Genomic DNA, 25900 nt, shown 5'->3' with positions numbered 1-25900 from the left:
CTCGCCCGGAAGCGCCTGAACGTGCCTTCAGAACACCAGCCCCCAAAGGATCGGCAACAGGATCGCGGTGGCCAGCGCATTGAGCCCCATGGCAAGGCCGGAAAATGCCCCTGCCGTCTCGTGCACCTGAAGCGCGCGCGCTGTGCCGATGCCGTGGCAGGCGGTGCCCATGGCAAGGCCCCGGGCGGACCAGTCCTTCACCCCGCAGAGGTTCAGAAGATGCGTGCCGAACATTGCGCCGAAGATGCCTGTAAGAATGACCAGCACCGCGGTGAGCGACGGCAGACCGCCGATTTCGTCGGTGATCGCCATGGCCACTGGCGCAGTCACCGATTTCGGGGCGATGGTGGCAAGGATCTCTGGGCTGCCGCCCGCGAGCCACGCCGTCCCCACCGCCGTGACGATCGCGGTGACCGACCCGCAGGTGAGACTCACGAGGATCGCAAGCGCCGACCGGCGCACCACGTGCCACTGCCGGTAGAGCGGGATCGCCAGCGCAACAGTGGCCGGGCCCAGCAGGAAGTGGACGAACTGCGCGCCCTCGAAATAGGTGGCATAGCTGGTGCCTGTGAGCACCAGCACGGTGACCACGATCACTACGGCGATCATCACCGGATTCAGTAGCGGATTGCGCCCGGCCTTCTGAAAGACCCACGCCGCGATCTGGAAGGCGACCATGGTCAGGGTCAGGTGGAACAGCGGGCTTGCCGACAGGTAAACCCACGTTTCGGCAAGATTCTGAAGGCTTTCATCCATGCGCCTGACCCTTTCCGACAAGCCACTTCATCAGCAGCGCCGTTACCGCCATGGTCGCCAGCGTGCTTACGATGACCCCGAGGCTCAGCGGCACCGCCGCCTCGCCCAGCAGGTGGAAATGCAGCATGACCCCTGCCCCCGCCGGCACGAAGAGAAGCGACATGGCCCCCAGCAGCCCCTGTGCCGTGCGACCAAGTCCATCGGGCACGTGGCCGCGCACCAGCAGGTAGAGGAACATCACCACCATGCCCACCACCGGCCCCGGGATGGGCAGCGCAAGGGCGCCGACGAACAGCTCTCCGACGAGCTGGCAGAGGAAGATAAGCGTGAGGTAGCCGGGCATGTACCGTCCTTTCCTGTGGTCGTGCCGGGGTCGCCGGAGGATTGGGCTTTTTTAACACCGGCGCGGCGTTGGGTTACAAGCCGCAGGCACGCGTCCAGCTCTCTCAAACAGGCGATACGCGCCCCGCTGCCACTCAATGCATCGGCCGCTCTGAACCCATGACCTGCCTGTCCCGGGTACGACACTATCGGCGGTGCGTATGTCAAACATGGCCCGCCGCACGCGGCACACCCGGCTGGTGCCGCTGACCCGCACTAAGGGGCACCGCCGCAGGCCGCTCAAAAGAACGGCCCCGGACGTGGCAGCGTCCGGGGCCGTGACCCATCAAAGGTGGGCGGCGATCCGCCGGATCACTCCCAGCACGACACCTTGACGGTCATCCCGGTGGCCTCGGCGGCCAGATCCTCGGGCGCGATGGCGGCCTCGCCGCTGGTCGAGGCGCCCTGCACGCCTGCCCCCGACAGGAAAGTCTGCAACGCGCTGGCATCAGCGGCAAAGGACACGCCCTGCGGCAGCTGCTGATCGCCCGAGGGGCTGGGCAGCATCATGCCCAGCACAGCGCCGCCGGCGTCAAACACCGGCCCGCCTGCATCCCCGGACTGCGCCGCAAGCGCAAGGCGCGACAATTCCTGTTCACCGCCCAGCCCGCGAGTGTCCTCGAGCGAGCCGTAGGTCAGCGTCGGAGCGGTCAGCACGCCTCCGAACGGGTAGCCTGCGACCGCCACCTCGGAGTTGAGGCGCGGCACGTCCGACCGGAACGCGGCCACGGCACGCGGCGACAGCGCGGTCGCCGGGGTCAGCACCGCCACGCCAAGCGCGTCGTCACTGGCCGACACGCTGGCCTCGTACACCTCGTCCAGCGTGATGCGCCCGCAGGAGGCCACCGCCTCTGCCGAGGTCAGAACCTTTCCCGACCAGTCAACGAAGAAGCCCGCGACGTTGCGCTTGGGCTTGCGGATCTCCATGCCCGAGACAAGGTCCACCGACTGCCCCGCATCGGTGATCTGCGCCGGATCGAGCACCCCGGGCGTCGGGATGAACGACGCCTGCATCAGCGCAAGCACCCGCTCCCGCCGCCCTTCGTCACCGGCGGGCCAGACCAGCGTCCAGCCCTTGAGCGCGCCGTCCACCAGCGACACCTCGGTGTGGCTGACGATGCTCTCGTTGGCTCCGGTGAGGGTAAAGCCGTTGCCGCGCCGTTCGCGCGGGCCTTCGAGCGGCACGATCTCAAGCGTCTGCATGATCTCGTAAAGACCGCCAAGCGCCCGGCGGTCCCCGGGCTGGCTGATCAGCAGCGCGCTGGCCTGCATGTCGCCGGTGGGCTCAAAGATGGCAAACGGCGCCTCGTAGCGGTCGAAGGCGACGGCGCCCAAGGGAAGTTCGATCTCGATGCCCGCCCGGCTGTCCTGCACCAGCTGCATGTCCAGACCTTCGAGCACCGCATTGTATTGGCCCAGCAGGTCATCGCGCTGCATGGTCGTCAGCACGCCGGTGGCCTCGTAGCCATTGTCGCGCTGCCATGCAGCCATGGCGCCGCGTGTGCCGCGCCCGAAGGCCCCGTCGATGGCCGCATTGTAATGGCCGGACCATTGCATGGCGACCTGTAGCATTTCGCGCTGGCCACGGGTCAGCTGCGCTTCGGACGCGCGGGCCTGTGCCGGGGTCTCGTCGATGACGGGCGGCTGGGGCTCGGGCTCCGGCTCGGCGATGACGGCCGGCTCCTGCGGCTGCTCGGGCTGCACCTGCGGGGTGGGCTGGGTCTCGGGGGCGGATTCTACGGGTTGAGGCGCGCCGATGCCTGCGCCCACCGGCCAGAACTGGTCACGGTATTCGGTCGAAGCGGCAAGATAGCTGTCGCGCGGAATCAGCCCCGCGCCCCGCAGCTGGCGCAGCAGCGCGCCCGCGTCCTCGGGGCTGTAGGGGCCAAGCGCGATACCGTACCAGCCCGCGCCCAGCGAAAAGCCGTTCACGTTGTCCAGCGCGCCGCTGTAACCGCGCAGCGCGTTTTCCGCCTGCGACAGACTCGGCTGTGCCTCGATCTGGATATAGACCTGGTCCTGCGCCTGCGCGGCGCTGGCAGTGGAAAGGGCGACGACAGCCGCTCCCGCCATAAGAATGCGTTTCAACATACCCGTAATTTGCCCTTCCGGCCCTCAAATCGTGTTCTTGTGTTCAGGTTTTTGTAGCAGACCCATGAGACCCGTCACATCACTTTTGACCCGGGCGGCAATTGACCCCCGCATCTGTGGCGCATAATCAGTGCCCCATACGCAGACAGACCAATGTGCGGACCAAGCCGCAGACCAAGAGACGGGGCCCCCCAGGATGATCGACACCAGCACGAAGCCGCGCAGTTTTCAGGAAATCATCCTGCGCCTTCAGACCTACTGGGCATCCAAGGGCTGCGCGGTTCTGCAACCCTACGACATGGAAGTGGGCGCCGGCACCTTCCACCCGGCCACCACGCTGCGCGCGCTGGGGTCAAACCCCTGGGCCGCCGCCTATGTGCAGCCGTCGCGCCGCCCGACCGATGGCCGCTACGGGGAGAACCCGAACCGGCTGCAGCACTACTACCAGTTCCAGGTACTGATCAAACCGTCGCCGCCCGATCTGCAGGCACTCTACCTCGGCTCGCTCGAGGCCATCGGCATCGACATGTCCATGCACGACGTGCGCTTCGTCGAGGATGACTGGGAAAGCCCGACGCTTGGCGCTTGGGGTCTTGGCTGGGAGGTGTGGTGCGATGGCATGGAAGTGTCTCAGTTTACCTATTTCCAGCAGGTCGGCGGCCATGATTGCGCCCCCGTCTCGGGCGAGTTGACCTATGGTCTCGAACGGCTGGCGATGTACGTGCTTGGCATCGATCATGTCATGGAGATGCCGTTCAACGATCCCTCCAGCCCGCAGCCGTTGACCTACGGCGATATCTTCCGCCAGACGGAAGAGGAATATTCGCGCTGGAACTTCGACGTGGCGGACACGGACACCCTGCTCAAGCATTTCGAGGACGCCGAGGCCGAATGCGGCCGCATCCTCGCGGCCCCCGAGACGGACCCCAAGACCGGCAAGCGCATCGTCATGGCCCACCCGGCCTATGACCAGGCGATCAAGGCATCGCACCTGTTCAACCTGCTGGATGCGCGCGGCGTGATCTCGGTCACCGAACGGCAGGCCTACATCGGGCGGGTGCGCACGCTGGCCAAGGCCTGCGCTGACGCCTTCGTGCAGACCGAGGCGGGCGGCTGGGCCGCCTGACCTCCCGGCAGACAAAGGGAGCCACCGGCATGAGCGGCAAGATCCTGGCCTCGGCCATCATCGCGGTCGCGCTGATATTCGGCGCGGTGGTCTACTATTTCCAGGTCTTCCACTTCTACGAAGCGGTTGAGGATGACGCGGGCCAGGTCTTTCTGACCCCCCTTTCGGGCGAAGCGCCCGAACATCTCGTCTACAGCGAATTCGAGGGCATTGACGCCGACAGCTCCCCCATCCGCTACCGCGCCTGCTTTGAGACCCCTGCCCGCCCGCAGGAGCTTGACGAGGTCTACGAGCGCTACGAGGGCGCCGTGCCGCGCAACGCTCCGTTCTGGTTCGACTGCTTCGACGCCGAGGCGGTGGGACTGCTGGTCGAGACCGGCGAGGCGCATGTCTACGCCGCGCAGCGCAACATCGAGTATGGCATCGACCGCGTCGTCGCCATCGCCGAGGATGGCCGTGGCTGGATCTGGGAAGAGATCAACGATTGCGGCGACAAGGCGTATGACGGCACCCCGCTGGGCGAGGATTGCCCGCCCCGCGACTGAGCCGGGGCTCCCGGGAGCACCAAGCCCGGCCCATGTAGTTTCGCGCCCATGTCGTGGCAAAGCCGGGCTGGGCCGCAGCGGGCCTGCGGCCCATCGAAGAGCGCGCCAAGGCGCGCATCGGCCGACCTGTCTTCACAGTCTCTGAACCCTTTCATTATATATGATCCTCGAGCGCAGCATTTCGCATGGAACCCGCGTACGGGTTCGCGGCTTCTCCCTTGTAACAGGGGAGTGATTGGCCACTCCTCGGCAGAGGAGAGAATGCCATGTCAGACAGAGCCCCCGCCTGGGTCGTGCCCGTCATGCGCGCAGGCTATTCCGCCCGCGGCGCAGTTTACATCATTGTCGGGGGCCTCGCGCTTTCGGCTGCAATCTATGGGGGACAGGCGCAGGGCACCACCGACGCGCTCGCCTCGCTTCGTGACAAGTCCTGGGGCGTCGCGCTCATGTGGGCCATCGCCATCGGCATGTTCGGTTACATGATCTGGCGTCTCATCGACGCATGGATGGACCTTGAATGCGAAGGCAGCGATGCCAAGGGACTTGCCGCCCGCGCAGGTCAGGCCATCACAGGCATCATTCATGGCGGTATCGGCGTCTCGGTGGCGACAACCGCCATGGGCGGCGGTTCGGGCGGTGAAGGCGGCGCGAAGAGCGCGACACAAAAGCTCATGTCCATGCCTTGGGGGCCGTACCTCGTGATGGCGCTTGGCATCGTGGTGATCGGGGCCGGGATCTACTATGCTCACAAGGGCATTGCCGAAAAGTACAAGGAAGACATCCGCGTCACCGACCTTGCCCGCAAGCTCGAACCGGTGCTGAAAGCCGGTCTCGTGGCACAGGGCATCGTCGTCGGCGTGATCGGCGTGCTGATCTTCTACGCCGGCATGACCAGCGATCCCTCCGAGGCGGGCGGTGTCGGCACCGCGCTGTCGGAAATCCGCTCGGTTGCCTATGGGCGTGTGCTGATGGGCGCTGTTGCCGCCGGTCTCATTGCCTTCGGTATCGAGAACTTCGTCGAAGCCGCCTACCGCATCGTCCCGCGCCGTGCCGGCGACGACGTGATGACCTTTGCCCGCCGTGCCAAGCTCAAGGCTGAGGGCAAGCTGCAAGAGGCCACCGCCTGATCTCAGCTTGAAAGCGGGCGGGGTAAGCGCTTTACCCCGCCCGCTCTTGCCGTTATCCACCACGCGAAACCCAAGGCCGCCATATGGGCGGCCATTTGCAGTGGTGAGACGATGCCCAACCTCCTGATCGAACTTTTCTCCGAGGAAATCCCTGCCCGGATGCAGGGCCGCGCCAGCGCGGATCTCAAGAAGCTGGTCACCGACGGGCTGGTCGAGGCGGGCCTGACCTACGCCTCCGCCGGGGCGTTCTCGACCCCGCGCCGCCTGACGCTGACTGTCGAGGGCCTGCTGGCCGCCTCCGCCCCCACCCGCGAAGAACGCCGCGGCCCCAAGGTCGATGCGCCCGAGAAGGCGATCGAAGGCTTCCTGCGCGGCGCTGGCGTCACCCGCGAGCAATGCGAGGAACGCACCGACAAGAAGGGCACCGTCCTTTTCGCGGTCATCGAAAAGCCGGGCCGCCCCGCCGCCGAGATCGTGGCAGAGGTGCTGGAAAACGCCGTCCGCACCTTCCCGTGGCCCAAGTCCATGCGCTGGGGCGCAGGCTCGCTGCGCTGGGTACGTCCGCTGCACAGCATCATCTGCCTGCTGAGCGATGAAGGCGGCTCGGACGTGGTGCCGCTTGATATCGACGGGATCGTCGCCGGGCGCACCACGCGCGGGCACCGCTTCATGGGCAGCGACGCCTTCGAGGTCACCAGCTTCGACGATTACGCCGCCAAGCTGAAGCGCGCCAAGGTGGTTCTGTCCGCCGAGGAGCGCGAAGCCACCATATGGCACGACGCCACCAACGCCGCCTTCGCCGCTGGGCTCGAAGTGGTCGAGGATCGCGGCCTTCTGGCCGAGGTTGCGGGCCTCGTGGAATGGCCTGTGGTGCTCATGGGGCAGATCGGCGAGGATTTCCTTGGGTTGCCACCGGAGGTCCTTCAAACTTCGATGAAAGAGCACCAGAAGTTCTTTTCGGTCAAGAATCCAGCCACTGGGCGGATCGAAGGCTTTGTGACGGTTGCAAATGTGGAAGCCGCCGATGACGGCGCGACCATCCTTGCGGGTAACAACAAGGTGCTGTCGGCCCGTCTGTCGGACGCCAAGTTCTTCTGGGAGAACGACCTGCGCGTTGCCAAGACCCAAGGGCTCGAAGCCTGGACCGACCGGCTATCCAACGTGACCTTCCACAACAAGCTGGGGAGCCAGAAGGACCGGATCGAGCGCATCGCGGCCCTCTCCCGCGAACTCGCGCCCATGGTCGGTGCCGAAGCGGACCTTGCCGATAAAGCCGCGCGCGTCGCCAAGGCCGACCTGTCGTCGGAAATGGTCTACGAGTTCCCTGAACTTCAGGGCCTCATGGGCCGCTATTACGCCGACGCCGCTGGTCTGCCCACCGAGGTGGCCGCCGCAGCGCAGGAACACTATTCTCCCCTCGGCCCGTCCGACGACGTGCCCACCGCGCCGGTCTCGGTTGCCGTGGCGCTTGCGGACAAGCTCGACACGCTTGCGGGCTTCTGGGCCATCGACGAAAAGCCCACAGGCTCCAAGGACCCCTACGCCCTGCGCCGCGCCGCGCTCGGGGTGATCCGGCTGGTTCTGGTGAATGGCCTTGCCCTGCCCCTCACGGACGCTTTTGCCAAGGCTTTCAAGGCCCACGGCGACGAGGCTCCTGTGGATGACCTGCTGTCCTTCTTCCACGACCGCCTCAAGGTCCACCTGAAGGGCGAAGGCGTGCGCCATGACGTGATCGACGCGGTGCTGGCAATGGATGGAAACGACAACCTCGCGCTGGTCGAGGCCCGTGCCAAGGCGCTGAGCGATGCGCTTGGCACCGAGGATGGCGCGAACCTCGTGCAGGGCTTCAAGCGGGCCAACAACATCCTCGCGCAGGCCGAAGAGAAGGACGGCGTGGAATACAGCTTCGGCGCCGATGTAAAGTTCTCGGAGACCGACGAGGAACGCGCGCTGTTCAAGGCGCTGGATCATGCGGATGGCCGGATCAAGCCCGCCATGCAGGCCAATGATTTCGCCGGGGCAATGGCGGCCATGGCCAGCCTGCGCGCGCCGATCGACGCCTTCTTCGAAGCGGTACAGGTCAATTCCGACAACCAGATCGTCCGCCGCAACCGGCTCAATCTGTTGTCACGCATCCGCAACACTTGCCTGCAGGTTGCGGACCTGACACGCCTCGACGGCTAATACAGGTAGATCTGAAAACGCGCAGAATTATCACAGGTTGCAAAGCGACATGAAAGTGTCGCTTTGCCCCTATCGCGCGTTTGCCCCTGACCTTGCCGACGGTTAACGTCACGTTCGAAACCAAAGGTGATATTGCAGCAAGCCTTTTCCAGGCTATGCTGCAGTGCGGAAAGCTCAGGATTCAGCCCGTGCCCGACACGCTCCGACAGGACCAGGACCCCGGCGTGACGTTGATCACGCCCTCGGCACCCATCGCCAACCCCACCCACGGTGGGCGGGCGAAGTGTCTTCAGCGGCTTGTGCGGCTCGACCTGCCCGTGCCGCGCACCGTGGCCATTGATTTCGACACCGTGCACCGCATCGCCCATGGCAGCATGCCCAACATGGAGCGTATCCTCGACCATTTCCGGCCCGGTGCCCTGCTGTGCGTGCGCCCGTCATCCGAGGATCCCGATTGGGGCGGCCCGGGCTCGGTGCTCAACATCGGCATGAATGACGCGGCCTACGTGGACCTGTCGGACCGGATCGGCGCCGATGCCGCCTCGGCGCTGTACCAGCGTTTCGTGGTGTCCTTCGCGATCCACGTGGCCCGGCTTGATCCCGACGTTTTCGAAGAGATCGAGGCGACCGGCCAGCAAGGCCTCAGCGAGGCGCTCAGCGCCTACGAGGAAGAAGCCGAGGAACCCTTCCCCCAGGATCCCGCCCGCCAGCTGGCCGAGGTGTTACGCTCCATGGCCCGCGCGTGGGAGGGCACCACCGCGCGGCTGCTGCGTCAGGCCAAGGGCGCCCCGGTGGATGCGGGGCTGGGCCTCATCGTGCAGGAAATGGCACTGGGTCTGGGGATCGGGGAATGCGGCTCGGGCGTGCTGCAACTGGCCAATTCCGACACGGGCCTGCCCCAGGTGACAGGCCGCTACCTGCGCCAGAGCCAGGGTCGCGAGGCGCTGCGCGGCGGGGCCGGGTCGATCTTTCTCGAGCGGGACCCGCGCGGGCCGTCGCTGGAAGAGCTCGCGCCGGATGCTTTCGAACGCCTCAAGCAATACGCCGCATTCATGCGCCTCAAGCTGCGCGCCGAGATGCAGATCGAATTCACCATCGAGAACGGCAATGTCCACATCCTTGATGGCGTACGGGTGAAACGCAGCTCGCGCGCGGCGCTGCGCATTGCCGTGCGGCTGGCCGAGGATGGCATCATCTCGCGCCCCGAGGCGGTGATGCGGGTAGAACCGCGCGGCCTGTCGGAACTGCTGCACCGTCAGGTGGACCCGGAGGCCGAGCGCGACCTCATCGGCCGCGGTGTCGCCGCCTCCCCGGGGGCCGCGACCGGGCGCATCGTATTTTCCTCGTCCGAGGCGCAGGCCAGCGCCGCGCGGGGCGAGCCGTGCATCCTCGTGCGCCGCGAAACGTCGCCCGAGGACGTGCGCGGCATGCATTGCGCTGTCGCCGTGCTGACCGAACGGGGTGGCATGACCAGCCACGCGGCGGTGATCGGACGCGGCCTTGGCCTGCCCTGCGTGGTGGGCGCCGTGGGCATGGGCTTCAAGACGCAGCAGCATCAGCTGGTGGCCGAGGATGGCCGCCGCTTTGGCGAAGGCGACGTGATCACCGTGGACGGCACCTCCGGACAGGTTCTGGCCGGATCGCCCAAGATGATCGAGGCGGTGCTGGACGACAGTTTCCAGACCCTGATGTCCTGGGCCGACGAGGAACGCGACATCGGCATCCGGGCCAATGCCGACACGCCCGCCGACGCGCTGACCGCACGCAATTTCGCGGCGCAGGGCATTGGCCTGTGCCGCACCGAACACATGTTCTTCGATGCGGAACGCATCACGCCCATGCGCGAGATGATCTTCGCCGACAGCTCCAAGGACCGCGAGGCGGCTCTGGCCCGTCTGCTGCCCATGCAGCGAGCCGATTTCACCGAGCTCTTCCGCATCATGGAAGGCATGCCCGTCTGCATCCGCCTGTTCGACCCGCCCCTGCACGAATTCCTGCCCAGCGACCGCAGCGGCATGCGCGAGCTGGCCGAGGCGCTGGATCTGCCGGTGTCCGATGTCACCCGCCGGGTGGAAAGCATGGGCGAATACAACCCGATGCTGGGCATGCGCGGCGTGCGTCTCGGGATCGCGGTGCCCGAGATTTACGACATGCAGGCCCGCGCCATCTTCGAGGCGACGATCGAGGCCTCCCACGACGGCGCACCGGTGGTCCCCGAGATCATGCTGCCGCTCGTATCCGCCTGCCGGGAGGTAGAACTGCTGCGCACCCGCATCGATGCGGTAGCGGCGGCGGTCCGCAATGAACGCGGGCGGGACTTCGACTACTCGCTGGGGGTCATGGTAGAAACACCGCGAGCCTGCCTCAGGGCGCACGAAATCGCCCAGCATGCGCATTTCCTGAGCTTTGGCACCAACGACCTCACGCAGATGACCTATGGCCTGTCACGCGACGACGCGGGGCGTTTCATGTCCCATTACGTTCAGCAAGGGGTTTTCGCCGAGGACCCGTTCCACAGGCTCGATGCAGAGGGCGTTGGAGAACTGGTGCGCATCGGGGTGGAGCGTGGACGTCAGGGCAACGGCGGTATCATGCTGTCGATCTGCGGCGAGCATGGGGGCGACCCTGATTCGATTGCCTTCTGCAGAACAGCCGGAATCGACTATGTAAGCTGTTCTCCGTTCCGCGTTCCGGTGGCCCGGCTCGCTGCGGCGCAACTCGCAATAGCGGACAAGATAAAGTAGTTTCGCAGCGCGAGTCCCACCACATCGGCTAGGTTAAGCGTAGCCTTGGGCTGATTTTCGCCAACGATTTTTCCCTTTGCTGGACCATTAGATCCAATTTTATTAGAGACGCCCAAGTTTTGAGCGGCTTTGGGGTGCCGCTTTCTCGGGACGTTAATGAGGGACAGATGATCAAGACCATCGCTTTCGCGGTGGCTGCGCTCTGCGTGGCCCTGCCTGCTGCTGCCGAAGTCAAACAAGACAATATCCGCCGCCTGGTGAACATGGAACAACGTGGGCTGAAATCTGCTGCCCGCGGCCATCTCAATGGGCTGATCGTGCCCGCCAGCGCTGCCGTGCGCGGGCTCACCTATGATCACGACTGGCTGTCTAGCCAGCCCAAGGCCTCTGGCGGCGCCCAGTTCGAGTGTCTTGCCGAGGCGCTCTATTTCGAAGCCCGCGGCGAAAGCCTCAAGGGCCAGTTCGCCGTGGCGGAAGTCATACTCAACCGTGTGGACTCGCCAAAGTTCCCGAATTCGGTCTGCGGCGTGGTCAACCAGGGCACCGGGCGCAAGCACGCCTGCCAGTTTTCCTACACCTGCGACGGCATTCCCGAGCATGTGGGCGAACCACGTGCCTGGGACGACGTGTCGAAAGTGGCCAAGGCCATGCTATCGGGAGCCCCACGTGCCCTGACCAACGGTGCCACCTTCTACCACACCAAGGCGGTCAACCCGTACTGGTCGCGCAAGTTCGCCAAGACCGCGTCGATTGGCCATCACTACTTCTACAGCGCCGGATACCAGATCGGCAGCAACTGATGCCGCTTGCGGGGCCGGAAACGCCTGTTCCGGCCCTCGCGCAACCGCGCAACCTGCGCTAAACCCGCCCCGAGGGCCAAGGTCGGCCCCGGGCGAAAAGTTTTCCTGAGAACTTTTGCAAATCTCTTAACAAGAGATTTGGCCCCGGGACGGCCGAGCGCCGCAAAGATCCGGGAGAGCCAAAGATGGCCGATGAAATCCGCCTAGCCTTCGCGCATCCGTCCGAGCGCGCCATTTCCACCGAAGGCGAAGCCCCCCGCGACCGAATTTCACTGCGCGACCACGTGCGCGAGGTCGAGATCGGTGCCTTTCAGGCCGAACGTGGGCACACCCAGCGGATCCGGTTTGACGTGGTGGTCGAGGTCACCCCCTCTGGCGGGCCGCTCGATGACGACGTGGACCGCATCCTCAGCTACGACCGCGTGACCGAAGCGATCACTACCGAGCTCGCCGCCGAGCGGGTCAACCTGCTTGAGACGCTGGCCGAGCGCATCGCCGAACGCATCCTTCTCGAACCGCAGGCCATGCGCACCTTTGTGCGGATTGAAAAGCTCGACCGTGGGCCCGGCGCGCTCGGGGTCGAGATCGTCCGCACCCGCCGCGATTTCGGCGAGCATCTGCAGGAAATGGCGCAGGAACGCCCCCATCCCCGGGTCGCCTATGTGTCGAACTCCGCCATTGCCTCGGAACGGCTGACCGAGTGGATCGAAACGCTGTCAAAGGATGCGCCGCTGATCCTGTGCACCGGCTTGCCGGATCTTGAACGTCCCCGCGCCGGGCATCCCCTGGCCCAGCGCAGGGTGGATCTTCTGGCCATCGAACAGAACGGCTGGATCCTGGCGGCCCGCGATCCGCGCTGCAAGGTGGTGGCCACCCGCACCGAGCTCGACTGGGCCATGAAGAACGGCCAGATCTGCATCTGGTCGCCGTCCAAGATCGTTCTCGACGCGGCGCAGGGCCCCGAGACGCAGCCGCGCGATTCCGTCGCTCTCGCCGCATGGCTTGCGGGTCATCTCGAAGCGCGTGAGCTTGTGGTCATCGGCGCGGATCTGCCCGAAACCCCGCCGGTCCCCGCCCGCGCGCTCGGGCTCTGAGCCGCCCGCCGAAGCCTGCTTGCCATTCGCCATTCCACCGGTCTATTCAAAGCCATGCGCGACTATTTCCGCCCGCTCGTCCGCTCAGACGCGCCCCGCCCCGATGAGGCCCTGCCGCTTGCCGGCGGCCCCCGCTGGTTCACTCATGTCGCCCGGCATCGCCGCGACGGCACGGTCACCCGCCTTCCCGCGACTGACCTGCCCGCCAATGTCCGCGACCGGCTGACCGCCCCGCGCCAGCCACTGCTCGGCCTCGGCATGGACAGCCCGAGGATCATGGCAATCCTCAACGTCACCCCCGACAGCTTCTCGGACGGAGGCCTGGACGGCACCGCCGAAGAAGCCGCCCTGAGAGGCCGGAGGCTGATGAAGGAGGGCGCGGACATCCTTGATATCGGTGGGGAAAGCACCCGCCCCGGCTCGCACCTCGTGGCCGATGGCGAGGAAACCTCGCGCACCCAGCCGGTGATCCGTGCGCTCGCGGGGATGCCGATCTCGATCGACACGCGCAAGGCTGCCGTTGCCCGTGCCGCGATCCGCGCCGGTGCATCTCTGGTCAACGACGTGTCGGGCCTCACCCATGATCCCGAGATGCTGCCGCTTGTCGTCGACAATGGCCTGCCGGTCTGCATCATGCACACGCAAGGCGATCCGCAGACCATGCAGGACGCTCCCAGCTACGAGGACGTGCTGCTCGACGTATATGATTTCCTCGAGGCACAGGTCGAAACACTGGTCGCCGCCGGCCTGCCCCGCGAGAAGATCATCGTCGATCCGGGCATCGGCTTCGGCAAGACGCAGGCGCACAATCTTGCCCTGCTCTCGGGGCTGTCCCTGTTCCACGGGCTGGGCTGCCCTATCCTTCTGGGCGTATCCCGCAAGGGCTTCATAGGCCGCATCGGCGGCGCCCCCGAGGCGCGCGACCGGGCGCCGGGCTCCATTGCGGTGGCGCTGGCCGGTGTGGCGCAGGGGGTTCAGATCTTGAGGGTTCACGACGTGGCCGCCACCCGCCAGGCACTGGCGCTCTGGCAGGCCGTCGAGCAGGGAGACAACCAATGAGTCGCAAGCTTTTCGGCACCGACGGTGTGCGCGGCAAGGCCAACGCCTTTCCCATGACCGCCGAGATGGCGCTGATGATCGGCGCTGCCGCGGGCCGCTATTTCCGCCGCGATGCCGGCGGCGTGCACCGGGTGGTCATCGGCAAGGACACGCGCCTGTCGGGCTACATGTTCGAGAACGCGCTGACCGCGGGCCTGACCTCGACGGGCATGAACGCACTGCTGCTGGGCCCGGTCCCCACCCCTGCCGTGGGTCTACTGACCCATGCCATGCGCGCCGACCTCGGGATCATGATCTCGGCCAGCCACAACCCCGCCGATGACAACGGCATCAAGTTCTTCGGCCCCGACGGCTTCAAGCTTTCGGACGAGGCCGAGGCCGAGATCGAGGCGCTGGTCGAGGCCGGCGTCACCCCGGCGCAGGCGGGCAACATCGGCCGGGCGAAGCGCATCGACGATGGCCGCTTCCGCTATATGGAGCGGGTGAAATCCACCCTGCCTCACGGCATGCGGCTTGACGGTGTGAAGGTGGTGGTGGATTGCGCCAACGGTGCGGCCTATCGCACCGCCCCGGAGGCGCTGTGGGAACTGGGCGCCGACGTGATTCCGCTCGGCACCAATCCCAACGGTCTCAACATCAACGACAACTGCGGCTCGACCCACCCCGAGGCAGCGGCGCGCGCGGTGGTCGAACATGGAGCCGACGTAGGCATCTGTCTTGATGGCGACGCCGACCGCATCATTCTCATCGACGAGACCGGCACCGTGGCGGATGGCGACCAGATCATGGCGCTTCTGGCGGCCCGCTGGGCGGATGAACAGCGGCTGCGCGACGGCACGCTGGTGGCTACGGTGATGTCGAATCTCGGGCTCGAGCGGTTCATGCAGGCGCGCGGACTGACGCTCGAGCGCACCAAGGTCGGTGACCGCTATGTGGTCGAGGCAATGCGCGCCAATGGCTGGAACCTCGGCGGGGAACAATCGGGCCACATCGTGATGACCGACCACGCGACCACCGGCGACGGCCTCATGGCCGGGCTTCAGTTCCTGTCCGAGATGGTGCGCACCGGCCAGCCCGCTTCGCAACTGGCGCGCAATTTCGAGCCGGTGCCGCAGATGCTCAAGAACGTGCGCTTCTCGGCGGGTCAGACCCCGCTCGAGGCGTCCAGTGTGCAGGGCGCGATTGCCGAGGCCGAACAGGCGCTTGTGGGCAAGGGTCGGCTGCTGATCCGCAAATCCGGGACCGAACCGCTGATCCGTGTCATGGCCGAATGCGAGGACGAGGCGCTTCTGGCGCAGGTCGTCGACGGCATCGTGGCCGAGGTGCAGGCGGCCAGCTGATCGCGGCAGTCGGCTGGCCTTCTGGCGCGCCTGCCTGACGACGATAATAACAAGGGGCGGGCAGGTCTGTCCGTCCCTTCTTCGCGTCTCACCGCAGGGTCAGCGCCTGCTGCGGGGCGCTCCGTTCCGGACCGCGCGCAGCACCGGCCCGGAGGGGGCGGCCTGACGTTCCCGGCGCAGTGGCGGCTCCGTGCGGCTCTGCGCCTTGGGCTTGCCCGTCCCGACCGGTATCGTCGCCTGACGCCGGGGCGCATGGTCGCGGCGCCGGAACGGCAGCATCAGCAGCGATAGCACCAGTGCAACGCCTATCCAGCCAATCCCGAAACCGACACCGGCAAAGACCAGCCCCTCCGGCGTGGCGGGCAGCGCGGGACGGTAGGCCTGCCATGTGCGCTCGGCTATTTCAGGGTCGGTGAAACGGGCCGCCTGGGTCATGCGCTCATAGGCGCTGCGCCCCTCGAGCGCGGCGAGATCTGCGGCGAGCCTGTCGTGACGGTCGATGGTGCGAGTCATGCTCTCGGCGCGCGCCGCGCCGAAGTCGCCCCCGGTCGCCAGCTGCCCCAGCGCCAGCTCGCGGTCTAAGCCAAGCCCCTGCGCGTCGGCGTCGAACTCGGCGATTTGCCGGGCCAGCTCGTCCACCGCGCCGCCAAGGCGCTGGGTGTATTGCTGGGTGAACTCGGGAAACTGCGAAAGCCCCACGGCGCCGGTCAGTCCGGCGGCAAGGGCGATGGTCCTGATGAACATGGCTGCCTCCTGCGGCCCTCTGACGGGGCCAACGGCAGCGACATTACCGCGAATCCGCGGCGCTGTCAGGCCCGTCGCAACAGGCCTGACGCAAGCTTGTCCGCGCTGTCACATTGGCAGCGTAGCGCGGCTTCAGGCGGCCTTGCCGTAGATCTGCGCGATCTTGAGCAGCGCCGCTTCGGGGGACAGTTCCTCGGACTCGCCAGTGCGGCGCGAGGTCAGCTCGACCACGCCGTTCTTGAGGCCGCGCGGCCCCACGGTGATGCGCCACGGCAGGCCGATGAGGTCCATGGTCGCGAACTTCCCCCCTGCCCGCTCGGAGCGGTCGTCATAGAGCGGCTCGAGCCCCAGCGCGGTGAGCGAGGCATAGAGCGACTCGCAGGCCGCGTCTGCCTCCGCGTCACCCTGCTTGAGGTTGACGATCCCGCAGTGGAACGGGGTCACGCCCTCGGGCCAGATGATGCCCTTGTCGTCGTGCGACGCCTCGATGATCGCGCCCAGCAGGCGGGACACGCCGATACCGTGGCTGCCCATGTGCACCGGCACCTTCTGCCCGTCCGGGGTCTGGACCGAGGCGCCCATGGCCTCGGAATACTTGGTGCCAAAGTAGAAGATCTGGCCAACCTCAATGCCGCGCGCGGTGCGGCGGCGTTCCTCGGGGACCTGGTGGAAGACCGCCTCGTCGTGGGTCTCGTCGGTGCGGGCATAGCGCGAGGTGAACTCCTCGAGCACCGCCTGGCACTGGGCCTTGTCGTCGAAGTCGATCTCCCGGGAGCCGAACTTCAGATCGGTGATCTCGGAATCGTAGAACACTTCGGACTCGCCGGTTTCCGCCAGCACGAGGAACTCGTGGGTATCATCACCGCCGATGGGGCCACTGTCGGCGCGCATCGGGATCGCCTGAAGGCCCATGCGCTCGTAGGTGCGCAGGTAGCTCACGAGGTGACGGTTGTAGGCGTGCAGCGCATCTTCCTTGGTGAGGTCGAAGTTGTAGCCGTCCTTCATGTAGAATTCGCGGCCCCGCATCACGCCAAAGCGCGGGCGGATCTCGTCGCGGAACTTCCACTGGATCTGGTAGAGCGTCAGCGGCAGGTCCTTGTAGGAGGACACGTTGGAGCGGAAGATGTCGGTGATCAGCTCTTCGGCGGTGGGCGTGAAGAGCATGTCACGCTCGTGCCGGTCGGTGATGCGCAGCATCTCGGCGCCGTAGGCGTCATAGCGGCCGCTCTCGCGCCAGAGATCGGCGGACTGGATGGTCGGCATCAGCATCGGGATATGACCGGCGCGGGCCTGTTCCTCGTGGATGATGTCCTCGATCTTGCGCAGCACCTTGAAGCCGAGCGGCAGCCAGGAATAGATCCCGGCACTCGCCTGCTTGATCATGCCGGCGCGCAGCATGTAGCGGTGCGAGACGATCTGCGCCTCGGCGGGTGTCTCTTTGAGAACGGGCAGGAAATAGCGGCTCAGGCGCATCTTGGCGGGCCTCCGGGCTGGAATTCGTCCCGAATGGCCTAAGCGAAGCCCCGCGCAAGGGCAAGGGTGCGCGTGCAGCCACAGGCGCCGGTTCAGCGCCGCAGCCCCCTGCCGGCCCCGCCCTTCGATGATGTCGGTGCGTGAACCGTCCTGCCGGGGGACTTGATCTCGATGCCACCCATGGGGCGCCGAATGAGCCCTCGTGGACCACCGGCGCCTGCCTTGTCCTGTGGCACATCAGGCTCCTGCCGGATGATTTCCCGGGCGCGGAGGCGGTGAAGCATGGGCGCTGTCCCATAGGCTCAACATCACAGGCACTCCGCGATGTCGCGGAACTGGCGCGAGGTCGGTTCGGTCCAGAGGGCCGCTTTTGCGTCTGCCCCGGAGACGGACATGGAGGCAACGCAGCGCAGGGCGCTCCGGCGGAGCCCCACCGGGGCGGCACGCAGGTGGGACAGGATGCGAGGGGCGATCTTGCGGGTCATGGCCCTGCTCCTCTTATGGCCCAGCTCCTCTTGCGGAGCTTGGGCAGCACCTTGTGGCTGCTGAACACCTCCTGGCCGCAGCCGCCTGCCCAAGCACAGGCACAGGCACAGGCACAGACGCGAAAACCCGACCTTCGGGCGACGGTCCGCCGAAATCGCGGCAGGTATTCCCGACCTTCTCTCACGATGCGGCCGGGAGGCCCTGCAATGCAGGCCCGAAGGCTTGCAACCGGCGCCCTTAGACGCGATGTAGGCACCAATCAACACACACGAGGCGAACCATGGCGCTGCCCGTCCGCACACAGCTGAAATACTGGGGCATCGCCGCGGCGGTCTTTGTTGTCATGCTCTGGTTCCTCGGCGATGTGCTGCTGCCCTTCGTGCTGGGCAGCGCAGTGGCCTATTTCCTCGACCCGTTGGCGGACCGGCTTCAGAAGCTGGGCCTGAGCCGCGCCATGGCGACTGCCGCCATCACTGTGGCCGCCATCGTGATCTTCGTGATCATCGCCCTGGCGGTGGTACCGGCGCTGGTACGCCAGACCACGCAGCTGGTGGAATTCGCGCCGACCCTCTTCCAGAACCTCCAACGCTTCCTGACCGAGAATTTCCCGTCGGTCATGGTTGAGGGCAATCCGGTCCGTGAGACGCTTCTGTCCATCGGCAGCACGATCCGGGACCGGGGCGCCGAGCTTCTCAACACCGCGCTGACCTCGGCGGCATCGCTCATCAACATCTTGATGCTGTTCGTCATCGTGCCGGTGGTAGCGGTCTACATGCTGCTTGACTGGGACAACATGGTGGCCCGCATCGACGAGCTGCTGCCGCGTGAACACCAGCCGGTGATCCGCCAGCTGGCCCGCGACGTGGACCGCACGCTGGCCGGGTTCATCCGGGGCATGGGATCGGTCTGCCTGATCCTCGGGGTATACTACGCGGTGGCGCTGTGGCTAGTGGGGCTCAACTTCGGCCTCGTGGTCGGGGTCATTGCCGGACTGCTCACCTTCATCCCCTACGTCGGCGCCATCGTCGGCGGCGCGCTGGCCATCGGCCTTGCGCTGTTCCAGTTCTGGGGCGACTGGGTGTGGATCGCGGCGGTGGCGGGGATCTTCTTCTTCGGACAGTTCCTTGAAGGGAACTTCCTGACGCCCAAGCTGGTGGGCGAATCGGTGGGGCTTCACCCGGTGTGGCTGATCCTCGCGCTGTCGGTCTTCGGCTCGCTCTTCGGCTTCATCGGGATGCTGGTGGCGGTGCCGCTCGCCGCTGCCATCGGGGTCGTGATGCGCTTTGTCGTGGACCGCTACAAGGACAGCAAGCTCTACCGGGGCACCGGGGGACCGGGCCAGCCATGAGCAAGGGACCCGAGCAACTCAACCTCCCCTTGCCGGTGCGCCCCGCAGTGGGGCGCGAGGATTACTACGTCAGCTCGTCCAACGCGCTGGCGGTGAAGCTGATCGACCAGTGGCAGACCTGGCCCAACGGCAAGATGATCCTCGTGGGGCCGCGTGGGGGTGGTAAGACCCACCTCGCCCGCGTCTGGGCCGCCGAGACCCAGGCCGAGATCGTACCGGCAAGCGCCCTGCGCCGCATTCACATCCCCGACCTGTCGCATGGTCCGGTCTGCGTGGAAAACGCCGATGCCATTGCGGGCAGCCGTACCGACGAGGAGGCGCTGTTCCACCTCCACAACCTCGCGCTTGCCGAGGGCCAGCCGCTGCTGATCACTGCCTCGGCGCCGCCGCGGGAATGGAAGCTGTTGGTCCCCGACCTGCGCAGCCGCATGGAAGGCACCCAGACCGCGACCCTGCCCGAACCGGACGACCGGCTGCTGACGGCGGTGCTGCTCAAGCTGCTGACCGACCGGCAATGCGTTCCCGCCCCCGAGGTGATCTCGTATCTGGTGCGCCACATGCCGCGCAGCTTCTCCATGGCGATCCGCATCGTGGATGCGCTGGACGCCCGGGCCATGGGCCGTCCCCGGGGCATCACGCGGGCTCTGGCGCGCGATGTGCTGTCACGTCTTGAACAGACGCCCCCGACACTGCCATTATGAGACGGTCGCGCCCCTGGCGCGCAGTGTCTGCCGGGGACGCTTGGCGTTCGGATGCGCCCAGGCGGCGTCGCGTGCAAAGCGCCCGGAAGCGCATCATTTCATCCCGCGCCGCCTCCGGGGGCGCCCGTTTCCACCGTCACGAAGTTGTTGCAGATGCCAGCGCATAAGCCCTCCATGAGCATTGCAGATTTTCTCTCCGCGCCCTTCCCGGCGCCGACCGATCCCGGCGATCTGGACCTTGGCGGTCCGGGCCGCTTCTTCAACCGCGAACTCAGCTGGCTGGGCTTCAACTGGCGTGTGCTCGAAGAGGCCGAGAACCCCCGCGTGCCGCTGCTGGAACGGCTCAGGTTCCTGTCGATCTCGGCGGCGAACCTCGACGAGTTCTACACCGTGCGCGTCGCCGGCCTGCGCGAGCTGGCCCACGCGGGCAACACCACCCCCGCCGCCGACGGCCTGTCCCCCATCGACCAGCTGGTGCTGATCGACGAGGATGCGCGCGGCCTGATGGCGCACCAGCAGAAGGTGCTGGCCGAGCTCGAGGAAGAGATGGCCGAGGCGGGCATCGACATCGTCACCCGTGACGAGCTCGACGAGGCCGATCTCGAGGCGCTGGAAACCGCTTTCCTTGCTCAGGTGTTCCCGGTGCTGTCGCCGCTGGCCATCGACCCGGCCCACCCGTTCCCGTTCATCCCGAACATGGGCTACTGCCTTGCCATCACGCTGGAGCGCAAGCGCGATCGCCGCTCGCGCAACGCGCTGCTGCCGATCCCCCAGCAGGTGGACCGCTTCATGGCGCTTCCGCGGATCGAGGGCCGCCAGCGCTTCATCCTTCTCGAGGATGTTCTGCTGCTGCACATCCAGAGCCTGTTCCCCGGCTACCGCGTGCGCGATCACTTCGGCTTCCGGGTGCTGCGCGACAGCGATCTCGAGGTCGAGGAAGAGGCCGAGGATCTCGTGCGCGAATTCGAGGTCGCCCTGAAGCGCCGCCGCCGCGGCGAGGTGGTGCGCCTGACCGTCTCCAAGGGCGCGCCTCAGGGGCTGCGCGACATCGTCCAGCGCGAACTGCACGTGCGCAACGACGAGGTGATCGAACTGGACGGCATGCTGGGCATTGCCGATCTCAAGGAACTGGTGCTCGACAGCCGCCCCGACCTGCTGTGGCCGATCTTTACCCCCCGCGTGCCGGAACGGGTGCAGGACCATGACGGCGACATGTTCGCCGCCATCGCCCAGAAGGACATGCTGCTACATCACCCCTACGAGACCTTCGACATGGTGGTCCGCTTCCTGGCACAGGCGGCGCTAGACCCCAACGTGGTGGCGATCAAGCAGACGCTCTACCGGACATCCAAGAATTCGCCCATCGTCGAGGCGCTGTGCGAGGCGGCCGAGGACGGCAAGTCCGTCACTGCTCTGGTCGAGCTCAAGGCCCGCTTCGACGAGGCCGCCAACATTCGCCAGTCCCGTCGCCTGGAGAGGTCCGGCGCGCATGTGGTCTACGGCTTCCTCGACTGGAAGACCCACGCCAAGATCAGCCAGGTGGTGCGCCGCGAAGGTGACAAGCTGGTGACCTACACCCATTGGGGCACCGGCAACTACCACCCGATCACCGCCAAGATCTACACCGACCTGTCGTTCTTCACCTGCGACGCCGCGCTGGGGCGCGACGCGGCCAAGATCTTCAACTACCTGTCAGGCTATGCCACCCCCGAGGGGCTGGAAAACCTCGTCATCTCGCCGCATTCGCTCAAGCCCAAGATGCTCGAGCTGATCGCCGCTGAGGCCGAGCACGCCCGCGCCGGCAAGCCCGCGAAGATCTGGCTCAAGATGAACTCGCTGATTGAGCCTGACATGATAGACGCGCTCTATGCCGCCAGCCAGGCCGGGGTTGAGGTGGATTGCGCCATCCGCGGCATCTGCGGCCTGCGCCCCGGAATCAAGGGCCTGTCCGAGACCATTCGCGTGAAGTCCATCGTCGGGCGCTTCCTCGAACATTCGCGCATCGCATGCTTTGGCAACGGCCACGGCCTGCCCCACCCCAAGTCGCGGGTGTTCATCTCCTCCGCCGACTGGATGGGCCGCAACCTCAACCGGCGTGTGGAAACCGGGGTCGAAATTCACAACCCCACGGTCAAGGCGCAGATCGTCAGCCAGGTGATGGCGGCGAATTTCGCCGACACCGCGCAAAGCTGGGTGATGGAAGCCTCGGGGCGTTTCGTTCGACACCCGCTGCCCGAGGGCGAGACGCCATTCTCGTGCCACCGCTTCTTCATGGAGAACCCGTCGCTGTCAGGCCGAGGTTCTGCCGGTGCAAAGGATGTGCCCCGCCTCACTCACGAGGATTGACCTCGCGCAGACCGGCTCGCCGGGCCTGACCGAGACCCCAAGGCGGCCCAACCCGTCCTGCCCCGCATGAGGTGATGCGGTGGCGCGGTCCCAACGGACCTGATCTGGCGGCACGTCTGGCGCTTCTGCCCCCCCCCGCGATCTTTGGGGGGGGGCGGTCTTCCGGCAAAGCCATGTGCCTGCGCGCCAGCTTCGGCACCTGCCGCGAGCTCCAGCCCGCAGCCGCGTCGCGCGGTCATCATGCGTGCACTGAAAGCCGCAGGGTTGCCTGGTCCCTGCGGCGAGCCTGTTTTCGCATGTGGACAATGACATACGCGGCTAATGCCATGCGCTCATCCGGCCGCGTCGCAACGGCCCAAAGCGGTCAGTGGTCACGATATCGCCCAGAAATGGCCTCCTCTCCGACCGATATTCTTAAGACCCGCGCAAGGACCAGCGGCGATAAGAAAAGCTGCACTTGGGGGCAAGTGGCACGGGCGGTCTGCACGGAACGCGGCCAGACCCGTTTGCGGCCAAATGAGCCGTACATGTTGCCCTGAATTGGGGCCACCCCGCGCGAACCGCGCAGCCATCCCCGAAAAGGCCAACCCATGTCCAGTATTCTCACAAACGACAGTGCGTCCATCGCACTGATGACGCTGCAGGGCGTCAATTCCAGCATCGCCGACGTCCAGAAGGAAATCGCCACCGGAAAACGTGTGTCCGGCGCCGATGACAACGCCGCCGTCTGGGCCATCGCCAAAACCATGCAGGCGGATGTCGAAGGCTACAAGAAGGTGTCCGACAGCCTCGCCCTTGGCAGCGCGACGCTCTCCGTTGCCCGGCAGGGTGCGGAAACGATCACCGACCTACTGACCGAGATGAAAGGCAAGATCGTCTCGGCCCAGGGCGAAAACGTCGACCGCGCCAAGATCCAGACCGACGTGGATGCCTTGCGTGAGCAGATCGGGGCGGTGGTCGACAGCGCCCAGTTCAACGGGCTCAACCTGCTCAAGAACCAAGACAGCGCCTCCGGATCCGGCGCGGTCAACGTGCTGGGCTTCCTGCAACGCGACGCTTCGGGGGTGCGCGGGGTCGATATCGCGGTCGCAAAGCATGACCTCGGCACCGCACAAAGCACGATCTCGGCTACTGGCGGCACCTACGACGCCTCCGCTGCCACGACGACGCTGAACGCGACCCAAACCGGCACCGTATCAGGCGCAGGCATCACGGTGAGCGCTGGCATGGGCTTCAACCTGCAAATATTCGGCACCGATGGCGATGATTCATCGTTCAGTCAGGCGGATATGCGCACCTCTGCCCTCGCCGCGCAGACGCAAGCGGAGATGGCCTCATCCGAGATCAGCTATGTCGCCCGCGACGGCGACACCATGAACGACGTGATGACTGGCCTGAAGGCAGCCTATGACAGGTATGCCGCCGACAACGGCATCGCCACATCCACGCTGTCGATGACCGTCTCAGGCAACAACATGAGCATCGCATCGTCCGTGACCACTGGCAGTGATACCATCGCCGTCACGCTGGCCAGCCTCAGCTCGGACGCGGGCAACACCATCGGTGGCGGGCTTGCGTCGCTGGCAGATATCGATGTGAGCACCGGAAGCGGCGCAACGACCGCGCTCGACCAGATCGAGGGGCTGTTGCAGACGTCGGTCAACGCCGCGGCCTCGTTCGGTTCGGACGAAAAGCGGCTCGATACCCAGACCGCCTTCAACAGCAAGCTGACCAGTGCAATGCAGTCGGGAATCGGCACGCTGGTGGATGCGGACATGGAGGAAGCCTCGGCCCGTTTGCAGGCGCTTCAGGTGCAACAGCAGCTTTCAATACAGGCGCTGTCCATCGCCAATTCGGCACCGCAGACGCTGCTTGGCCTCTTCCGCTGACGGAATCGGGCTGGAACGCTTCGTCCCCTGCAAGCGTTCCGGCCCGGAATGCCTTTAATCTTTTGGACAGCGCGTGCTAAAGGAACAGGCACCAATCAGCCGGGGATGCGATATGGACGGACAACCCGATTCCGCCCAAGGAGACTGGGGCCCTTTCGGACGGCCTCTCTTCGATGATCCGCAAGCGCGACGCCTGTCGCGCGTGGGCGTCGTGGATATCGGATCGAATTCGGTCCGGCTTGTGGTCTTTGACGGCGCGGCGCGCAGCCCCGCCTATTTCTACAACGAAAAAATCATGTGTGGCCTGGGGGCCGGGATGCCGGAAACGGGCTTTCTGAACCCCGAAGGCAAGCAGCGCGCCCTGTCGGCCCTCGCCCGTTTTCAGGCGCTGGCGCAGGGCATGGGCATTCCGGCTCTGACCGTCGTGGCCACCGCCGCCATGCGCGAGGCCGAGGACGGCCCCGCTTTCCGACTGGAGATCGAACAGGAGACCGGCCTCAAGGTCTGGGTCATCGACGGCGAGGAAGAAGCCCGGCTCTCGGCGCAGGGCGTGCTTCTGGGATGGCCCGGCGCTGACGGGCTGATCTGCGACATAGGCGGATCGTCCATGGAGTTGGCGCAACTGTCCGGCGGCGCCGTGGGCCGCCGAGTGACGTCGCCCCTCGGGCCGCTGCGGTTCAAGGATCTCGAAGGGGGCCGCAAGGCCCGGGAAAAGCACATCCGCAAGCATATCGCGGCCCTTCTGGACAAGATCGACGTCACCGGGGAACGGATGTTCCTTGTCGGTGGCTCGTGGCGCGCCATCGCGCGGATCGACATGGAACGCCGCGGCTACCCGCTGCACGTGCTGCACGAATACCGCATGGACATGGAGGCCGTAGCAGAGACGCTGCGCTTCATCGAGAAAGCCGACCTCGAGGAGCTGCGCGGGAAGTGCTCGATCTCGAATGCCCGCATGAGCCTTGTGCCCTATGCCGCCGAAGTGCTGACCGAATTGGTCGCCGCCTTCGAGCCGTCCGAGATTGCCATTTCGTCCTACGGCATTCGCGAAGGTCTTCTTTACGAACAGATGCCCCAGAAGCTGCGTGACCGCGATCCGCTGATCGAGGCTTGCCGGTTCTCGGAAAAGAAGGACGCGCGCCTGCCCGGCTTTGGCAAGACGCTCTACAATTTCGTGCTGCCGCTTTATGCCAATTCGCCCGAAACGCGTCTGCGCATCGTGAAGGCCGCCTGTCTGCTGCATGACGTAAGCTGGCGCGCACACCCCGACTACCGGGCCGAGACTTGCTTTGACCTCGCAACACGCGCCAACCTTGGCGGTCTCGACCACCCGGAACGCGTGTTCCTCGGCCTCGCGCTTCTGCACCGGTACCGCAACAAGCGCGGCGGCACCCGGTTCGAGGATTTCTATTCCCTTCTGTCCGAAGAGCAGCAGCGCCACGCCGAAGTGCTTGGCAAGGCCATGCGCTTTGGCTCCATGCTGTGGATGAGCGATGCCAGCCCCAAGGCCACAGCACGGATGGAGTGGGATGACGATACCCAAGCGCTGGCCCTGCACCTGTCAGCGGAGGCAGCGCCACTCTTCGGTGAGGTCGCGGAAGCGCGGTTCAACTCGCTCGCGCGGGCGCTGGGGGCGAAATCGACCAAGGTAGAGCGGTCGGACTGA

20 protein-coding genes are annotated in these 25900 nt (G+C 66.0%); 14 read left to right on the top strand and 6 right to left on the bottom strand.

Going from position 1 to position 25900, the window contains the following annotated elements; translation table 11 throughout:
* Positions 1–27: 27 nt before the first annotated feature.
* From IEX41_RS10835 to IEX41_RS10825, 3 genes are all read right to left on the bottom strand, one after another.
* Entirely contained in the window at positions 28–756 is a 729-nt protein-coding gene (locus IEX41_RS10835) for an LrgB family protein (protein WP_188790271.1), read from the bottom strand.
* A complete protein-coding gene (locus IEX41_RS10830; RefSeq protein WP_188790270.1) occupies positions 749–1099 on the bottom strand; it encodes a CidA/LrgA family protein in 351 nt (116 codons plus the stop codon). The genes IEX41_RS10835 and IEX41_RS10830 overlap by 8 nt, the downstream gene beginning before the upstream one ends.
* Before the next feature lie 350 nt (positions 1100–1449).
* Complete coding sequence (locus IEX41_RS10825) at positions 1450–3228, bottom strand: serine protease (protein WP_188790269.1); 1779 nt, start codon at positions 3226–3228, stop codon at positions 1450–1452.
* A gap of 196 nt (positions 3229–3424) precedes the next feature.
* On the opposite strand from IEX41_RS10825, the gene IEX41_RS10820 reads away from it, so the two are divergent.
* The 9 genes from IEX41_RS10820 to glmM all read left to right on the top strand — a co-directional run bounded on the left by IEX41_RS10820 (position 3425) and on the right by glmM (position 15247).
* Positions 3425–4354, top strand: a complete 930-nt coding sequence (locus tag IEX41_RS10820) for a glycine--tRNA ligase subunit alpha (RefSeq protein ID WP_188790268.1) — start codon at positions 3425–3427, stop codon at positions 4352–4354.
* 29 nt (positions 4355–4383) lie between these two features.
* Entirely contained in the window at positions 4384–4899 is a 516-nt protein-coding gene (locus IEX41_RS10815) for a DUF6446 family protein (RefSeq protein ID WP_188790267.1), read from the top strand.
* A 266-nt stretch (positions 4900–5165) separates the two neighbouring features.
* A complete protein-coding gene (locus IEX41_RS10810) occupies positions 5166–6026 on the top strand; it encodes a DUF1206 domain-containing protein (protein ID WP_188790266.1) in 861 nt (286 codons plus the stop codon).
* 111 nt (positions 6027–6137) lie between these two features.
* Positions 6138–8210 (top strand): glycine--tRNA ligase subunit beta, encoded by a 2073-nt coding sequence (glyS, locus tag IEX41_RS10805; RefSeq protein ID WP_188790265.1) that lies wholly within the window; start codon positions 6138–6140, stop codon positions 8208–8210.
* A gap of 188 nt (positions 8211–8398) precedes the next feature.
* A complete protein-coding gene (locus IEX41_RS10800; protein WP_229673157.1) occupies positions 8399–10954 on the top strand; it encodes a putative PEP-binding protein in 2556 nt (851 codons plus the stop codon).
* A 167-nt stretch (positions 10955–11121) separates the two neighbouring features.
* A complete protein-coding gene (locus IEX41_RS10795) occupies positions 11122–11754 on the top strand; it encodes a cell wall hydrolase (RefSeq protein WP_188790263.1) in 633 nt (210 codons plus the stop codon).
* Positions 11755–11939: 185 nt separating this feature from the next.
* Entirely contained in the window at positions 11940–12848 is a 909-nt protein-coding gene (locus tag IEX41_RS10790; protein WP_188790262.1) for a dihydroneopterin aldolase, read from the top strand.
* Positions 12849–12902: 54 nt separating this feature from the next.
* On the top strand, positions 12903–13907 hold the full coding sequence (folP, locus tag IEX41_RS10785) for a dihydropteroate synthase (RefSeq protein ID WP_188790261.1): 1005 nt from the start codon (positions 12903–12905) through the stop codon (positions 13905–13907).
* The gene (glmM, locus tag IEX41_RS10780; RefSeq protein WP_188790260.1) at positions 13904–15247 is read left to right on the top strand and encodes a phosphoglucosamine mutase; all 1344 of its coding nucleotides are present in this window, start codon (positions 13904–13906) and stop codon (positions 15245–15247) included. The genes folP and glmM overlap by 4 nt, the downstream gene beginning before the upstream one ends.
* 99 nt (positions 15248–15346) lie before the next feature.
* On the opposite strand, the gene IEX41_RS10775 is transcribed toward glmM, so the two are convergent.
* From IEX41_RS10775 to IEX41_RS10765, 3 genes are all read right to left on the bottom strand, one after another.
* Positions 15347–15991: a DUF2937 family protein gene (locus tag IEX41_RS10775; RefSeq protein WP_188790259.1), complete on the bottom strand. Its 645-nt coding sequence runs from the start codon at positions 15989–15991 to the stop codon at positions 15347–15349.
* Between the two features lie 132 nt (positions 15992–16123).
* Complete coding sequence (gene proS, locus IEX41_RS10770) at positions 16124–17464, bottom strand: proline--tRNA ligase (protein WP_188790258.1); 1341 nt, start codon at positions 17462–17464, stop codon at positions 16124–16126.
* A 308-nt stretch (positions 17465–17772) separates the two neighbouring features.
* Positions 17773–17949, bottom strand: coding sequence for a hypothetical protein (locus tag IEX41_RS10765; protein WP_188790257.1), 177 nt, complete (start codon positions 17947–17949; stop codon positions 17773–17775).
* Positions 17950–18230: 281 nt separating this feature from the next.
* Here IEX41_RS10765 and IEX41_RS10760 point away from each other — a divergent pair, with 281 nt between their 5' ends.
* The 5 genes from IEX41_RS10760 (at position 18231) to IEX41_RS10740 (ending at position 25900) form a co-directional block, all read left to right on the top strand.
* Positions 18231–19298 carry an AI-2E family transporter gene (locus IEX41_RS10760; protein WP_188790256.1) on the top strand — a complete coding sequence of 356 codons (1068 nt, stop codon included), beginning with the start codon at positions 18231–18233 and terminating at the stop codon, positions 19296–19298.
* Complete coding sequence (locus IEX41_RS10755; protein ID WP_188790255.1) at positions 19295–19999, top strand: P-loop NTPase family protein; 705 nt, start codon at positions 19295–19297, stop codon at positions 19997–19999. The genes IEX41_RS10760 and IEX41_RS10755 overlap by 4 nt, the downstream gene beginning before the upstream one ends.
* 174 nt (positions 20000–20173) lie before the next feature.
* Complete coding sequence (locus IEX41_RS10750; protein WP_188790254.1) at positions 20174–22345, top strand: RNA degradosome polyphosphate kinase; 2172 nt, start codon at positions 20174–20176, stop codon at positions 22343–22345.
* 590 nt (positions 22346–22935) lie between these two features.
* A complete protein-coding gene (locus IEX41_RS10745; protein WP_188790253.1) occupies positions 22936–24234 on the top strand; it encodes a flagellin N-terminal helical domain-containing protein in 1299 nt (432 codons plus the stop codon).
* A gap of 112 nt (positions 24235–24346) precedes the next feature.
* The gene (locus IEX41_RS10740) at positions 24347–25900 is read left to right on the top strand and encodes a Ppx/GppA family phosphatase (RefSeq protein ID WP_188790252.1); all 1554 of its coding nucleotides are present in this window, start codon (positions 24347–24349) and stop codon (positions 25898–25900) included.

This window comes from Salipiger pallidus, from assembly GCF_014643635.1.
Classification (GTDB): Bacteria; Pseudomonadota; Alphaproteobacteria; order Rhodobacterales; family Rhodobacteraceae; genus Salipiger; species Salipiger pallidus.
This window is presented reverse-complemented; position numbering and strand designations above follow the sequence as displayed.

Bases quoted from the DNA above. Each gene is read 5' to 3' on its own strand.
- IEX41_RS10830 (WP_188790270.1), bottom strand. From the start codon at position 1,099: ATGCCCGGCTACCTCACGCTTATCTTCCTCTGCCAGCTCGTCGGAGAG.
- IEX41_RS10765 (WP_188790257.1), bottom strand. From the start codon at position 17,949: ATGACCCGCAAGATCGCCCCTCGCATCCTGTCCCACCTGCGTGCCGCC.
- glyS (WP_188790265.1), top strand. From the start codon at position 6,138: ATGCCCAACCTCCTGATCGAACTTTTCTCCGAGGAAATCCCTGCCCGG.
- IEX41_RS10815 (WP_188790267.1), top strand. From the start codon at position 4,384: ATGAGCGGCAAGATCCTGGCCTCGGCCATCATCGCGGTCGCGCTGATA.
- IEX41_RS10795 (WP_188790263.1), top strand. From the start codon at position 11,122: ATGATCAAGACCATCGCTTTCGCGGTGGCTGCGCTCTGCGTGGCCCTG.
- IEX41_RS10825 (WP_188790269.1), bottom strand. From the start codon at position 3,228: ATGTTGAAACGCATTCTTATGGCGGGAGCGGCTGTCGTCGCCCTTTCC.
- IEX41_RS10775 (WP_188790259.1), bottom strand. From the start codon at position 15,991: ATGTTCATCAGGACCATCGCCCTTGCCGCCGGACTGACCGGCGCCGTG.
- IEX41_RS10740 (WP_188790252.1), top strand. From the start codon at position 24,347: ATGGACGGACAACCCGATTCCGCCCAAGGAGACTGGGGCCCTTTCGGA.
- proS (WP_188790258.1), bottom strand. From the start codon at position 17,464: ATGCGCCTGAGCCGCTATTTCCTGCCCGTTCTCAAAGAGACACCCGCC.
- IEX41_RS10810 (WP_188790266.1), top strand. From the start codon at position 5,166: ATGTCAGACAGAGCCCCCGCCTGGGTCGTGCCCGTCATGCGCGCAGGC.
- IEX41_RS10745 (WP_188790253.1), top strand. From the start codon at position 22,936: ATGTCCAGTATTCTCACAAACGACAGTGCGTCCATCGCACTGATGACG.
- IEX41_RS10835 (WP_188790271.1), bottom strand. From the start codon at position 756: ATGGATGAAAGCCTTCAGAATCTTGCCGAAACGTGGGTTTACCTGTCG.
- glmM (WP_188790260.1), top strand. From the start codon at position 13,904: ATGAGTCGCAAGCTTTTCGGCACCGACGGTGTGCGCGGCAAGGCCAAC.
- IEX41_RS10760 (WP_188790256.1), top strand. From the start codon at position 18,231: ATGGCGCTGCCCGTCCGCACACAGCTGAAATACTGGGGCATCGCCGCG.
- IEX41_RS10755 (WP_188790255.1), top strand. From the start codon at position 19,295: ATGAGCAAGGGACCCGAGCAACTCAACCTCCCCTTGCCGGTGCGCCCC.
- folP (WP_188790261.1), top strand. From the start codon at position 12,903: ATGCGCGACTATTTCCGCCCGCTCGTCCGCTCAGACGCGCCCCGCCCC.
- IEX41_RS10790 (WP_188790262.1), top strand. From the start codon at position 11,940: ATGGCCGATGAAATCCGCCTAGCCTTCGCGCATCCGTCCGAGCGCGCC.
- IEX41_RS10820 (WP_188790268.1), top strand. From the start codon at position 3,425: ATGATCGACACCAGCACGAAGCCGCGCAGTTTTCAGGAAATCATCCTG.
- IEX41_RS10750 (WP_188790254.1), top strand. From the start codon at position 20,174: ATGAGCATTGCAGATTTTCTCTCCGCGCCCTTCCCGGCGCCGACCGAT.